At 56.4% G+C, this 14,469-nt stretch carries 6 protein-coding genes, 2 tRNA genes and 3 rRNA genes; 3 read left to right on the forward strand and 8 right to left on the reverse strand.

Annotated elements, in window-relative coordinates; all coding sequences use genetic code 11:
* Positions 1–129: 129 nt before the first annotated feature.
* The 3 genes from mksB to mksF are packed head-to-tail and all read left to right on the forward strand — an operon-like array spanning position 130 to position 4,947.
* Positions 130–1,419, forward strand: coding sequence for an Mks condensin complex protein MksB (gene mksB / locus AABM52_RS26125; protein WP_347909047.1), 1,290 nt, complete (start codon positions 130–132; stop codon positions 1,417–1,419).
* Positions 1,409–2,110, forward strand: a complete 702-nt coding sequence (gene mksE, locus AABM52_RS26130; RefSeq protein WP_347909049.1) for an Mks condensin complex protein MksE — start codon at positions 1,409–1,411, stop codon at positions 2,108–2,110. Before mksB ends, mksE begins: the two co-directional genes overlap by 11 nt.
* On the forward strand, positions 2,107–4,947 hold the full coding sequence (mksF, locus tag AABM52_RS26135) for an Mks condensin complex protein MksF (protein WP_347909051.1): 2,841 nt from the start codon (positions 2,107–2,109) through the stop codon (positions 4,945–4,947). Before mksE ends, mksF begins: the two co-directional genes overlap by 4 nt.
* Before the next feature lie 212 nt (positions 4,948–5,159).
* On the opposite strand, the gene AABM52_RS26140 is transcribed toward mksF, so the two are convergent.
* From AABM52_RS26140 to AABM52_RS26175, 8 genes are all read right to left on the reverse strand, one after another.
* Positions 5,160–7,463, reverse strand: coding sequence for an MlaD family protein (locus AABM52_RS26140; RefSeq protein ID WP_347909053.1), 2,304 nt, complete (start codon positions 7,461–7,463; stop codon positions 5,160–5,162).
* On the reverse strand, positions 7,456–8,079 hold the full coding sequence (locus AABM52_RS26145) for a paraquat-inducible protein A (RefSeq protein WP_046043780.1): 624 nt from the start codon (positions 8,077–8,079) through the stop codon (positions 7,456–7,458). Before AABM52_RS26145 ends, AABM52_RS26140 begins: the two co-directional genes overlap by 8 nt.
* Positions 8,066–8,725, reverse strand: a complete 660-nt coding sequence (locus AABM52_RS26150; protein WP_347909055.1) for a paraquat-inducible protein A — start codon at positions 8,723–8,725, stop codon at positions 8,066–8,068. The genes AABM52_RS26145 and AABM52_RS26150 overlap by 14 nt, the downstream gene beginning before the upstream one ends.
* Before the next feature lie 148 nt (positions 8,726–8,873).
* A 5S ribosomal RNA gene (rrf, locus tag AABM52_RS26155) occupies positions 8,874–8,989 on the reverse strand.
* 151 nt (positions 8,990–9,140) lie between these two features.
* Positions 9,141–12,034: ribosomal RNA gene (locus AABM52_RS26160) — 23S ribosomal RNA — on the reverse strand.
* Positions 12,035–12,268: 234 nt separating this feature from the next.
* Positions 12,269–12,344 (reverse strand) — tRNA-Ala (locus AABM52_RS26165).
* Positions 12,345–12,354: 10 nt separating this feature from the next.
* A tRNA-Ile gene (locus AABM52_RS26170) sits at positions 12,355–12,431 on the reverse strand.
* A gap of 122 nt (positions 12,432–12,553) precedes the next feature.
* A 16S ribosomal RNA gene (locus AABM52_RS26175) occupies positions 12,554–14,090 on the reverse strand.
* The 16S, 23S and 5S rRNA genes sit together here with 2 tRNA genes alongside, the layout of an rRNA operon.
* Positions 14,091–14,469: the final 379 nt, after the last annotated feature.

Below are 14,469 nucleotides of genomic sequence, written 5' to 3' on the forward strand. Positions count from 1 at the left end.
TCAAGATCGCCCGCAGTTGATCGATGCACTTTACCGAAAAGAAGGCGACAGCCCGTCCCGAGATTGAATCGCATCGCCCCCGATGCAGTACAATCGCGGCTTTTAATCGCCAACCAGCCGGCCATTCCGATGATCGAACCCAAGCGCGTCTTGCGCGCCCTCGCTGAACACTGGGCACTTCTGGAGCCACTGTGCGAGCACTTCGACCAAGGCACACTGAGCCTGAACGAACTGCGCACGCAACTGGCCGCCCAGCAACTCGACAGTACGCCGCAGGACATCACCAGCCTGCTGGATGTGTGGATTCGCCTCGATATTCTGGTTCCCGTGGCCAAAAGCCCGAACCGTTTCGAGCTCAATGCGCAGATTCACGACTTCCTCGCCTACCTGCGCCGTGAACACCGGCTGGGCCTGTGCCTGGAAATCGAAGCCTACCTGCGCCACCTCGAACGTCTGGCCGGTTATATCCAGGACGCCTTCGATATCCGCGACGGCAACGACCTGGCCCGCCAGTTGCGCCTGCTCGACATGCGCGTGCGTGATGTGCTGAAAAAACTCGATAACGACGAACAGGCACTGGTGGCCGTCGCCGAACGGGCGAAAACCAGCGACCGGCAGATTCCGCTGCGCCAGCGTTACGCTGAAGTGCTGGCGACCTGGGACGAATACGTCGAGCCGATGATTGATCTGGTGAACGCCGACGGCGCCTTCGAACAAGGCGTGCGCAAGGTCGAAACCGTCCTGCTGAAGATGCTCAGCGAACAGCAGCGCCTCGGCCACCTGGTCGACGATGACATGCTGCTGCGCACCCACGCGCGCATCCTCGAAATGCAGACCAGCGCCCAGTTGACCCTGCGTCATGCCCGCGAACTGCTGCTGCCGCTGCGTGAAGAAGCGCGCCGGCACAACGCCGTGACCCGTGGCGCCGCATTGGCCTTGTCGATGATCCGTCGCAAGGGCATCGACGCCGTGCCACAAGCGGCAATGCCGATGTTCACCCGTCCACAAAGCACCTTCCTCGGCAGTGCCAGCCAGGTCGAAGCCTACGTTTATGCCTTGGCCCGCTTCGAACCGAAACCGGCACGCTTCCCCAAGGCGCACAAGACCCAGAAAGGCGAAGCGCCACGGGCGCCACGCACCGTTCGGGAAATGCTCGAACGCTGCGAAGACGCCTTGCCGATGCCGGACCTGATGACCTGGCTGCTGGAGCAGGAACCGGACGGCGCCACCGACGAATTGCTGTACTGGTTCTCGCGCCTGTCGCGGGAGAAACGCTTCAAGCGCGAGCGTCTGGAACGTCGCCAATACCATACTCACGAGCACCAGGTCAGCCTGCGCTCCTTCGCCCTGCTCTCGGTCAGCGATGCCACCGAGAATTCTGCGAGCACCCTCTATGGAAGTACTTCGCATGCAACTTGATCTTTCCGAACTGTCCCATCTGGCACCGATCTTTCGCGAGCTGTTCAAGGGTTATCACGTCAGCCGCCGCGATCCGGAGCTGTACGCACAGTTGTCGAACTTTCAGGACCAGTACCGCACGCTGTTCAAGGCCCTGGGCTTTGAACTGGTTTGCGACACCCGCGGTTTCTACTACTTCGTGCCGGACCTCGCTGCCGCCGCGGTGAACAAGACCGCCCAGCGTCTGGCGCTGTTCACCTTCATCCTCGTCGAGCACCTGGCCGACCAGGGCCGTGACCCGATCTCCGTGCTCGATGGCGGCAGCCTCGGCCGCGATGAGCTGCCGTCGTTGCTGGAAAAGTACCGTGACCTGTTCATCCAGGCCGAAGTGCAGACCCAGGACGAGCTGGAAGAAAAGATCATGCGCCGCATGACCCAGCTTGGTTTCGCCAGCGAAGAAAACGGCATCTACCGTTTCCTGCCGCCAATGCACCGCTTCCTCGATGTGTGCCTGTCAGTGCAGCAGGACCGCGATCTGGCCGCCAGCCTGCACAGCGTCCTGCCGTTGCCGGTGCCGGTGCTGATCGACGAAGACAGCGACGAAAAACTGCTGCAGACCGACGACCCGCTCGACCTCGCAGAATTTGAAGATGAAAGCGAAGAAGACGCCCTGGCCCGCGCCATCGCCGAAGAACAGGAGCTCGACGCATGAGCAAGGAACGTTACGGCATCCACCGCTTTGCCCTTTTGAACACCGCCGGCTACAGCCTCGGCCTGTTTCCGCTGGAAGAGCCGTTGTCGGTCTACGGCGCCAACAACCTCGGTAAATCCGCCTCGATCAACGCCTTGCAGTTCCCGATCCTGGCGCGCATGTCGGACATGAGCTTCGGCAAGTACAGCCTGGAGCAGTCCCGGCGCTTCTACTTCGCCTCGGACACCAGTTACATCCTGGTCGAAGTGAATCTGCCCCACGGCCCCCACGTGATCGGTGTGGTCGGCCGCGGCCCGGGCGGCGGTTTCGGCCATCAGTTCTTTGCCTATGCCGGCAAGCTGGACCTGGCCCACTACCAGAAAAACGACACCTGCCTGCGCCAGAAAGAACTGTTCACCAACCTTGAGCGCGAAGGCCTGAAAGCCTACGAACTCAAGCCGGACGAACTGCGCCGCTTGCTGGTCGGCGGTCACACTTCGATCCCGCTGGACCTGACGCTGATTCCATTGCGTTCCACCAGCGAGCAGAGCCTGAAGACCTTCCGCGCCCTGTTCATCAACCTGCTGCACATGCGCGAAATCACCGCGGCCAAGCTCAAGCAACTGTTCCTCGATGCCTTCGAACACAGCCTGCGGTCCGGCAGCGTCGATTACATCGCCGCGTGCGAAGAAGCGTTCCGCGATGTACGACGCATGGAGCAGGACTACAACTCGCTGGTCGCCGCCGGCCCGCTGGTCGAAGCCTTGGCCAACGGTGTGAAGCAACGCGACATCCTGCGCGGCAAGCTGCACCGGATCTCTCCGCTGCTCGATTCGCTGCTGGGCACCTGGTCGGACTACGCCAGTGCGCGCAAGGAAGAGCTGACCATTCAGGCCGAACACTACCGCAACGAGCAGGACGCCCTGCAAAACGATCAGCGCGGCGGTACCCAGGAACTGATGCGCCTGGAGCGGGAAATCACCGGCATCCAGCGCTGGCTCGGCGAACTGTCGGTGCTCAAGCATCGCTTTGCCCTGGTCGATGACGTCAAGGTGCTGGAGCAGCAACTGCTGGCCGCCAAGGACGCCCACGACGAACTGGCCGGTGCACTGGCACAGTCCCGCCAGTTCAGCGCCGAAGATCTGGAAGAGCGTCTGCGGGATCTGGAAAAACGCCTGAAGTCGGTCAAGCAGCAACTCGATCACGCCGACAACAACAGCTACGCCCGTCTACGTGAAGAATTCTCGCAGCAAGACGTCGAACGCCTGATGCGCCTGTTCAACAGCGCGCTGTTCAGCCTGCCGCTAGGCGAACACGGCATCACCCTCGACGAAAACGGCGACTGGGTGAAATCCGTGGAGCTGATCCTCGACGGCTTCAAAGGCGAACGCTTCGAAGTGCCGGGCCTGTCCATCGACATCTCGCATATCGAACCGCCGGCATTGCAGGCCCTGGCTGACCGCGCGGCATTGCGCGACCAGAAAGAGCGCCTGGACAAAGAACTCAAGCAACTGAAGACCCAGCAAGCCGTGGCCGCCGACCGCGCCGCGAGCAAGACCCAGACCGAAGCGCTGTACCAGCAAGTGCTGGATGCGCAGAAAGCCCTGGAAGACTTCCGTCGCGCACAAACCCTGAGCGCCGAGGAAGGCGACAAGCTGGAACAGTTGGCGCAGATGGAAGCCGCTCAGGACGAATTGAAGCGCTCCAGCGATGCCTTTACCGAACGCGTTCAGCAACTGTCGGCCAAGCTGCAACTGGTCGGCCGCCAGATCGGCGACATGGAAGCCAAGCAACGCACCCTTGACGATGCCCTGCGCCGCCGTCAGTTGTTGCCTGCGGACCTGCCGTTCGGCACACCATTCATGGACCCGATCGACGATTCCATGGACAACCTGCTGCCGCTGCTCAACGACTACCAGGATAGCTGGCAAGGCTTGCTGCGGGCCGATGGCCAGATCGAAGCGCTGTACGCTCAGGTGCGCCTCAAAGGCGTGGCCAAGTTCGACAGTGAAGACGATATGGAGCGTCGCCTGCAACTGCTGATCAACGCCTATGCGCACCGTACCGACGAAGCCCTGACTCTGGGCAAGGCTCGCCGCGCCGCCGTGACGGACATCGCCCGGACCCTGCGCAACATCCGCAGCGACTACGACAGCCTCGAACACCAACTGGCACTGTTCAACCGCGAGATCAACAAACGTCAGGTCTCCAACCTGCAAAGCTTCCGCATCGTGCTCGCCCCGAACAAGGAAGCGCTCAAACACATCGACCAGATCATCCACAGCGCCGGTCAGTACGAAGAAGGCGAAACCCTGTCGGTCTTCGACCTGAGCCAAAGCGCCGAGCAGGACAACAAGAACGAAGAGGCCAAGGAATACCTGGCGCGGCTGGTGGCGGCCAACCACAACCAGCTCGGCCTCAAGGACCTGTTCGAACTGGCGTTCGAGATCACCAAGGTCAACGGCCAACCGGTGATCCACACCGACATCGACGGCGCCGCGTCCAACGGCACTACCATGACCATCAAGGCGCTGACCAACATGTACTTGTTGCTGCACTTGATGGACCGTGACCAAGCCGGTCGCGTGCGCCTGCCGTACTACCTCGACGAGGCGGCGGACATCGATGAGAAGAACCAGGCGGCATTGCTGGAAACCAGCCTGCAACTGGGTTTCGTGCCGATCCTGGCGAGCGTGAAGCCGCAGGTCTGCGCCAGTGTCGCCATCGACCTGGAAGGCGGCAGCGGCCCGGCTGGTATCTACATCGATGAGGCGGACTGGAAGTACATCCGTCGTCACGACCAGGTGAAGGCGACGGTCAACGAACAAGCGGATGAACCGGAGCTGGATGCGGTCTGAGGCTTGAATCGAAGGCGATAAAAAAGGCCGCGGTCCAATGGATCGCGGCCTTTTTCATAGGTGTGTCATTTAGTCTTGCAGTGAACTTCAGGGCCTCTTCGCGGGCAAGCCCGCTCCCACAGGATTACCGGTTGATCACAGATTCTGTGTACAACGCAGTTTTCTGTGGGAGTGGGCTTGCCCGCGAAGACGGCGGCACAAGCACCATCAAACTACTTACCGAGCGAAATCTTCGGCGCCCAGGTCAGCCACTCCGCTTCAAACTTGTCGAACAGCGCAAACGTCTGCTCCGGTCGCGCCGGGCTGCCCATGCCCTCGCCATCCGGCGTGGCAAAGGCGACGCCGCCCTGAATCATCGTCTCCAGTGATTCAGTACGCACCGTTGCACCTCTGAACAGACCGACATCGAAGTCGAAACCGCTGGTGTTCCAGAACCGTGTACCGCTGCGTACCAGTGGCGCGTACTTCGGCTCGATCAGGATATGGATCAGTACGCGATCAGCGGTCTGGCCCAGCTCATAACCGGTCACCTTGCCCACAGTGATTTCGCGATAGGTCACTGGTACCCCGGCCTTCAGCGAACCGCGACGGGCTGCGCTCAGCACCAGACTCAATCCCGCTTCCTGCTTGGCAGTTTCGGGCGCGGCGGCCAAAGCGACAAAGTTCTTCTGCGGTCCCAGGTTCTTCAGCGCCGGTTGCACCTCGATGTATTGCCCGGTCACCAGGGTTTCGAGGTTGGACGTCTTGATCAGGCCCAGCTCAGGCTTGACCACCCAGAACTGACTGCCGACCCGGGCGATGCGCTCCGGCACTTCGGTAATCCGCGCGGTCAATAGCACCGATTGCAGATCTTCGCTGAGGTCGACATCCTCCACCTTGCCGACATCCAGCCCCTTGAAACGAATCGGCGTGCCGGTACGCAGGCCATCAGCGCGATCGAGCTTGAGCGTGATGACTTCGCCTTTCTGCGTGGCGTCTTCATGGTTCGCGAACAGACGGAAACGTGGAATACGCTTCTGCAACGGGGCTTTTTCCTGTGGGGTCTCGAAGGCAATGCCGCCGGCCATCAAGCTCTGCAGCGACTCGCTTTTAACCTGGACCCCGCCGGTCAGTCCGCCCGTGAGGGTGATGCCACTGGCGTTCCAGAAGCGCGTCGAAGCGTTGACCAAGCCTTCGTATTCCTTCTCGATGTGCACGCCAATGATCAGTTGCTTCTTGGTGCGCGAGAACTGATAGCTCTGTACGGAGCCGACTTTGACCTGCTTGTAGAGAACCGGGCTGCCGACTTCCAGCGAGCCGAGATTTTCCGTGAACAACACCAGGTGCAAGCCCGGTGCACGCAGATCCAGCGGCGGCGCCTTGGCCCGGGCTACAAACTCCCGTTGTGGTGCCGAACCCTTGTCGCCAGGCCGTACAGCGATGTAGTTGCCTTTGACCAACGCCTCGAGTCCGGTAATCCCCGCCAGGGAAATCGAGGGTTTGACCACCCAGAACTGGGTGCCTTCGACCAGGTAATCTTCGGCCAATGGGTCCATCGTCAATTCGGCGGTGGCCCCGGACAGGTCAGGATCGACCTTCAGCGCCTTGAGATTGCCGACCTGAATGCCTTTGTACATCACCGGCGTACGACCAGCCTGCAAGCCTTCGAAGTCGCTGAGCTTGACCTTGATCCGGATACCGGCCGCCGCTGCATCGAAGTCTTCATAGAGCCTGAACGGCAGGCTCGGGTCGGTAGGCGGGCTGTCCTTGCGGTTTTCAGGTGTAGCGAACGCAATACCACCGGCGACGATGCTGGCCAAGGATTCACTGCGAACCTTCACACCCGACAGATTGGCGTCGATGCTGATGCCGCTGGCGTTCCAGAAACGTGTGTGCTTGCGCACCAGTTTGGCGTAAGTCGGTTCAATGAAGACCTTGAGTTCGACGGTGCTCTGGTCCTCGGACAACACATAGCTTTTGATCTGGCCCACTTTGATCTGTTTGTAAAACACCGGACTGCCACGGTTCAGCGAACCCAGGCGGTCAGCCTTGATGGTCAAGTGCAGACCGGGCTGGGCATCGGAAAGCGGCGGTTCCTGGGCCAGGGCCTTGAACTTGCGGACAGGCTCGCCTTCCCCCGGGCTGATGGCAACATAGTTACCTGAAACCAGCGTCTCAAGGCCGGTAATACCTGCCAACGTAACGCTCGGCTTGACCAGCCAGAAACGCGTGCTGGTTCGCAGGTATTGCTCTACGTCCTTGTTCATTTCGATGCTGGCGATCACGCCTTTGGAACTGCCTTCGTCATCGAGCTTGAGGCTTTTGACCTTGCCGACCGACATGCCTTTATAGACAACTTCGGTCTTGTTGGCCTGAATGCCCTCGCCGCTCTCGAAACGCACCTGAATCTCGATACCGGTCTCGTTATAGGCACGCCAGCCGAGCCAGCCGCCGATGATCAAGGCGATCAGGGGCAACACCCAAATGGCAGACCAGTTCGAAGCCGGTCGGGTTTTCGCTACAGGCAAATCAGTCATGGTCGTCGTCCGACTCCGTGTTATCCCAAATCAGTCGGGGATCAAAAGTTACCGCGGCAAGCATCGTCAGAATCACCACCGTGGCGAATGCGATGGCGCCAAGATTGGCTTCGATACTGGCAAGCCGCCCAAAATTCACGACCGCCACGAGGATGGCGATCACAAATATATCGAGCATCGACCAGCGGCCGATGAACTCAATGAAACGGTACATCCAGATACGCTGGCGAGCCGAAAGGGGCTGACGGCGCTGCACGGAAAACAGCAGCAGGCCGATGCCCACCAGCTTGAAGGTGGGCACCAGGATACTGGCGATAAACACCACGGCCGCAATGGGGAACATGCCGTAGTGCACCAACTCGATCACACCCGCCATGATCGTGCTGGGCGCACCTTTGCCCAGGGAGTTCACGGTCATGATCGGCAACAAGTTGGCCGGTATGTAGAGAATGGCGGCGGTAATCAGCAATGCCCAGGTGCGCACCAGGCTATTCGGGCTGCGGGCATGCACCAGCGCCCCGCAGCGCGTACAGACTTGCTCATCGGTATCAGCTTCCTGCCTGTTCAATTCATGGCATTCCTTGCAAATCAGAATGCCTGCATCAATCGCCCGCATGGGCATCTTCTCCTGATAACGCCTGCCAGATCTGGTGAGGCGACATTACGACCTCGAGCCAGACTTGAATCAGCAACATTCCAATGAAGCACACAAGGCCGAGGCCTACGGTGATGGCTGCCATATCTGCCAGTTTTACGATCGCCACCAGAACGCCCATGAAGTAAACCTCGAGCATCCCCCATTCGCGTATATGGTGATAAATGCGATAGAGCAACAAACCGTAGCTGCGTCCGACATCGAAACGGATACTCAACAATACGGCCAGCTGGCAAAGCAGCTTGAGCAGCGGGATCCCCATGCTGCACAGGAACACAATCAGTGAAACGCTTTGCATGCCCGTGTCAAAAAGGGCGACAACCCCGCTCCAGACAGTGTCTTGCGAAGATTGCCCGAGTAGATTGAGCTGCATGATGGGTAAAAAGTTCGCCGGAATAAACAACAACAAGGCGGCGATGACCAGGGCGAGACTGCGCTGTACGACGTTGTAGCGATTGGCATAAAGCTCGTAGCCACAGCGCGGGCACAGGGCTTTTTCGCCATGGGCGAGTTCGGGTTTACGCATGAGCAAGTCGCACTCATGGCAAGCAACCAGATTTTCTAGTGGTAATTCTGACAGCCCTTGGGCGTCAACCGGATCCGGCATAAAGGCTCTGATTCTGAAAAAGTTGGACCTATTCTAGTGCCATGAGCTGAAAATAACTGTGCAAAATGTGCAATGACCAGCCCTGTTTTTTTCACGCACAAAAACAAAACCCCTACCTGCATACGCAGATAGGGGTTTCGGAATTTAATCTTGACGATGACCTACTCTCACATGGGGAAACCCCACACTACCATCGGCGATGCATCGTTTCACTGCTGAGTTCGGGATGGGATCAGGTGGTTCCAACGCTCTATGGTCGTCAAGAAATTCGGGTACTGACTCGTGACCGGATGGCCTCGCTTCAGCAAATTGGGTATGCGATAGTTTGGTGTTTTGTGAGTATCTCGAACTTTCGGTTCGTTTCGTCTTCACACACCGCAATCTGGCCTTTCGACGCAAATTGCTTGGGTGTTATATGGTCAAGCCTCACGGGCAATTAGTATTGGTTAGCTCAACGCCTCACAGCGCTTACACACCCAACCTATCAACGTCGTAGTCTTCGACGGCCCTTCAGGGGACTCAAGGTCCCAGTGAGATCTCATCTTGAGGCAAGTTTCCCGCTTAGATGCTTTCAGCGGTTATCTTTTCCGAACATAGCTACCCGGCAATGCCACTGGCGTGACAACCGGAACACCAGAGGTTCGTCCACTCCGGTCCTCTCGTACTAGGAGCAGCCCCTCTCAAATCTCAAACGTCCACGGCAGATAGGGACCGAACTGTCTCACGACGTTCTAAACCCAGCTCGCGTACCACTTTAAATGGCGAACAGCCATACCCTTGGGACCGGCTTCAGCCCCAGGATGTGATGAGCCGACATCGAGGTGCCAAACACCGCCGTCGATATGAACTCTTGGGCGGTATCAGCCTGTTATCCCCGGAGTACCTTTTATCCGTTGAGCGATGGCCCTTCCATACAGAACCACCGGATCACTAAGACCTACTTTCGTACCTGCTCGACGTGTCTGTCTCGCAGTCAAGCGCGCTTTTGCCTTTATACTCTACGACCGATTTCCGACCGGTCTGAGCGCACCTTCGTACTCCTCCGTTACTCTTTAGGAGGAGACCGCCCCAGTCAAACTACCCACCATACACTGTCCTCGATCCGGATAACGGACCTGAGTTAGAACCTCAAAGTTGCCAGGGTGGTATTTCAAGGTTGGCTCCACGCGAACTGGCGTCCACGCTTCAAAGCCTCCCACCTATCCTACACAAGCAAATTCAAAGTCCAGTGCAAAGCTATAGTAAAGGTTCACGGGGTCTTTCCGTCTAGCCGCGGATACACTGCATCTTCACAGCGATTTCAATTTCACTGAGTCTCGGGTGGAGACAGCGCCGCCATCGTTACGCCATTCGTGCAGGTCGGAACTTACCCGACAAGGAATTTCGCTACCTTAGGACCGTTATAGTTACGGCCGCCGTTTACCGGGGCTTCGATCAAGAGCTTCGCGTTAGCTAACCCCATCAATTAACCTTCCGGCACCGGGCAGGCGTCACACCCTATACGTCCACTTTCGTGTTTGCAGAGTGCTGTGTTTTTAATAAACAGTCGCAGCGGCCTGGTATCTTCGACCGGCGTGGGCTTACGGAGCAAGTCCTTCACCCTCACCGGCGCACCTTCTCCCGAAGTTACGGTGCCATTTTGCCTAGTTCCTTCACCCGAGTTCTCTCAAGCGCCTTGGTATTCTCTACCCAACCACCTGTGTCGGTTTGGGGTACGGTTCCTGGTTACCTGAAGCTTAGAAGCTTTTCTTGGAAGCATGGCATCAACCACTTCGTGTTCTAAAAGAACACTCGTCATCAGCTCTCGGCCTTAGAATCCCGGATTTACCTAAGATTCCAGCCTACCACCTTAAACTTGGACAACCAACGCCAAGCTGGCCTAGCCTTCTCCGTCCCTCCATCGCAATAACCAGAAGTACAGGAATATTAACCTGTTTTCCATCGACTACGCTTTTCAGCCTCGCCTTAGGGACCGACTAACCCTGCGTCGATTAACGTTGCGCAGGAAACCTTGGTCTTTCGGCGTGGGTGTTTTTCACACCCATTGTCGTTACTCATGTCAGCATTCGCACTTCTGATACCTCCAGCAAGCTTCTCAACTCACCTTCACAGGCTTACAGAACGCTCCTCTACCGCATCATCCGAAGATGATACCCGTAGCTTCGGTGTATGGTTTGAGCCCCGTTACATCTTCCGCGCAGGCCGACTCGACTAGTGAGCTATTACGCTTTCTTTAAAGGGTGGCTGCTTCTAAGCCAACCTCCTAGCTGTCTAAGCCTTCCCACATCGTTTCCCACTTAACCATAACTTTGGGACCTTAGCTGACGGTCTGGGTTGTTTCCCTTTTCACGACGGACGTTAGCACCCGCCGTGTGTCTCCCATGCTCGGCACTTGTAGGTATTCGGAGTTTGCATCGGTTTGGTAAGTCGGGATGACCCCCTAGCCGAAACAGTGCTCTACCCCCTACAGTGATACATGAGGCGCTACCTAAATAGCTTTCGAGGAGAACCAGCTATCTCCGAGCTTGATTAGCCTTTCACTCCGATCCACAGGTCATCCGCTAACTTTTCAACGGTAGTCGGTTCGGTCCTCCAGTTAGTGTTACCCAACCTTCAACCTGCCCATGGATAGATCGCCCGGTTTCGGGTCTATTCCCAGCGACTAGACGCCCTATTAAGACTCGCTTTCGCTACGCCTCCCCTATTCGGTTAAGCTCGCCACTGAAAATAAGTCGCTGACCCATTATACAAAAGGTACGCAGTCACCCAACAAAGTGGGCTCCCACTGCTTGTACGCATACGGTTTCAGGATCTATTTCACTCCCCTCTCCGGGGTTCTTTTCGCCTTTCCCTCACGGTACTAGTTCACTATCGGTCAGTCAGTAGTATTTAGCCTTGGAGGATGGTCCCCCCATATTCAGACAAAGTTTCTCGTGCTCCGTCCTACTCGATTTCATGACTAAGAGATTTTCGCGTACAGGGCTATCACCCACTATGGCCGCACTTTCCAGAGCGTTCCGCTAATCTCAAAGCCACTTAAGGGCTAGTCCCCGTTCGCTCGCCACTACTAAGGGAATCTCGGTTGATTTCTTTTCCTCAGGGTACTTAGATGTTTCAGTTCCCCTGGTTCGCCTCTTGCACCTATGTATTCAGTACAAGATAACCATCTTATGATGGCTGGGTTCCCCCATTCAGACATCTCCGGATCAAAGTCTGTTTGCCGACTCCCCGAAGCTTTTCGCAGGCTACCACGTCTTTCATCGCCTCTGACTGCCAAGGCATCCACCGTATGCGCTTCTTCACTTGACCATATAACCCCAAGCAATCTGGTTATACTGTGAAGACGACATTCGCCGAAAATTCGATTGAGCTCCTAAGAGCAACTCACAAATTTTACCTTAGCCTGATCCGTTACCAGTGAAAGTAACGTTCAGTCTATCTTTCTATCACATACCCAAATTTTTAAAGAACGATCTAATCAAAAGACTAGAAATCAATATTCTCATCGGAATACTCATTTCTAAACTTTCAGAAGCAGTTATATGGTGGAGCCAAACGGGATCGAACCGTTGACCTCCTGCGTGCAAGGCAGGCGCTCTCCCAGCTGAGCTATGGCCCCATAACAAAATTGGTGGGTCTGGGCAGATTCGAACTGCCGACCTCACCCTTATCAGGGGTGCGCTCTAACCAACTGAGCTACAGACCCAATTTCGAGCGCGTAACTGTTAGCTTGGAGCTATCAGCTTGGAGCTTAAAGCTGCTTCTATCGTCTTCTTCAATGAATCAAGCAATTCGTGTGGGAACTTATGGAGCAGCTGAGTCGTCGATTAAGGAGGTGATCCAGCCGCAGGTTCCCCTACGGCTACCTTGTTACGACTTCACCCCAGTCATGAATCACACCGTGGTAACCGTCCTCCCGAAGGTTAGACTAGCTACTTCTGGTGCAACCCACTCCCATGGTGTGACGGGCGGTGTGTACAAGGCCCGGGAACGTATTCACCGCGACATTCTGATTCGCGATTACTAGCGATTCCGACTTCACGCAGTCGAGTTGCAGACTGCGATCCGGACTACGATCGGTTTTGTGGGATTAGCTCCACCTCGCGGCTTGGCAACCCTCTGTACCGACCATTGTAGCACGTGTGTAGCCCAGGCCGTAAGGGCCATGATGACTTGACGTCATCCCCACCTTCCTCCGGTTTGTCACCGGCAGTCTCCTTAGAGTGCCCACCATTACGTGCTGGTAACTAAGGACAAGGGTTGCGCTCGTTACGGGACTTAACCCAACATCTCACGACACGAGCTGACGACAGCCATGCAGCACCTGTCTCAATGTTCCCGAAGGCACCAATCCATCTCTGGAAAGTTCATTGGATGTCAAGGCCTGGTAAGGTTCTTCGCGTTGCTTCGAATTAAACCACATGCTCCACCGCTTGTGCGGGCCCCCGTCAATTCATTTGAGTTTTAACCTTGCGGCCGTACTCCCCAGGCGGTCAACTTAATGCGTTAGCTGCGCCACTAAGAGCTCAAGGCTCCCAACGGCTAGTTGACATCGTTTACGGCGTGGACTACCAGGGTATCTAATCCTGTTTGCTCCCCACGCTTTCGCACCTCAGTGTCAGTATCAGTCCAGGTGGTCGCCTTCGCCACTGGTGTTCCTTCCTATATCTACGCATTTCACCGCTACACAGGAAATTCCACCACCCTCTACCATACTCTAGCTCGTCAGTTTTGAATGCAGTTCCCAGGTTGAGCCCGGGGCTTTCACATCCAACTTAACGAACCACCTACGCGCGCTTTACGCCCAGTAATTCCGATTAACGCTTGCACCCTCTGTATTACCGCGGCTGCTGGCACAGAGTTAGCCGGTGCTTATTCTGTCGGTAACGTCAAAACACTAACGTATTAGGTTAATGCCCTTCCTCCCAACTTAAAGTGCTTTACAATCCGAAGACCTTCTTCACACACGCGGCATGGCTGGATCAGGCTTTCGCCCATTGTCCAATATTCCCCACTGCTGCCTCCCGTAGGAGTCTGGACCGTGTCTCAGTTCCAGTGTGACTGATCATCCTCTCAGACCAGTTACGGATCGTCGCCTTGGTGAGCCATTACCTCACCAACTAGCTAATCCGACCTAGGCTCATCTGATAGCGCAAGGCCCGAAGGTCCCCTGCTTTCTCCCGTAGGACGTATGCGGTATTAGCGTTCCTTTCGAAACGTTGCCCCCCACTACCAGGCAGATTCCTAGGCATTACTCACCCGTCCGCCGCTGAATTCAGGAGCAAGCTCCTGTCATCCGCTCGACTTGCATGTGTTAGGCCTGCCGCCAGCGTTCAATCTGAGCCATGATCAAACTCTTCAGTTCAAACATCTTTGGGTTTTGAGAAAACCCTAAACTTGGCTCAGCAATCGTTGGTTACATCTTTGATTTCTCGCGGAGTAACTTGTGATGCTGATAATCTGTTGACTAGCAGTCTGACTCCACAAGCACCCACACGAATTGCTTGATTCAGTTGTTAAAGAGCGGTTGGTTAAGATCTTTCGTCTCAACCGAGGCGCGCATTCTACAGCAGCCTCATTTGCTGTCAAGTGGTATTTTTCAGAAGTTTTCCAAGTTTCCTTTTCAACTTCAACCACTTGCGCTTCAGATCTCTCATCAGCGGGAGGCGAATTCTACAGCGTTACACACTGCTGTCAACACCTCTTTTTCAACTCCCTTTCGGCTTCGATGAACTGAAGCAACC

Source organism: Pseudomonas grandcourensis, from assembly GCF_039909015.1.
In the GTDB taxonomy this organism is placed as follows: domain Bacteria; phylum Pseudomonadota; class Gammaproteobacteria; order Pseudomonadales; family Pseudomonadaceae; genus Aquipseudomonas; species Aquipseudomonas grandcourensis.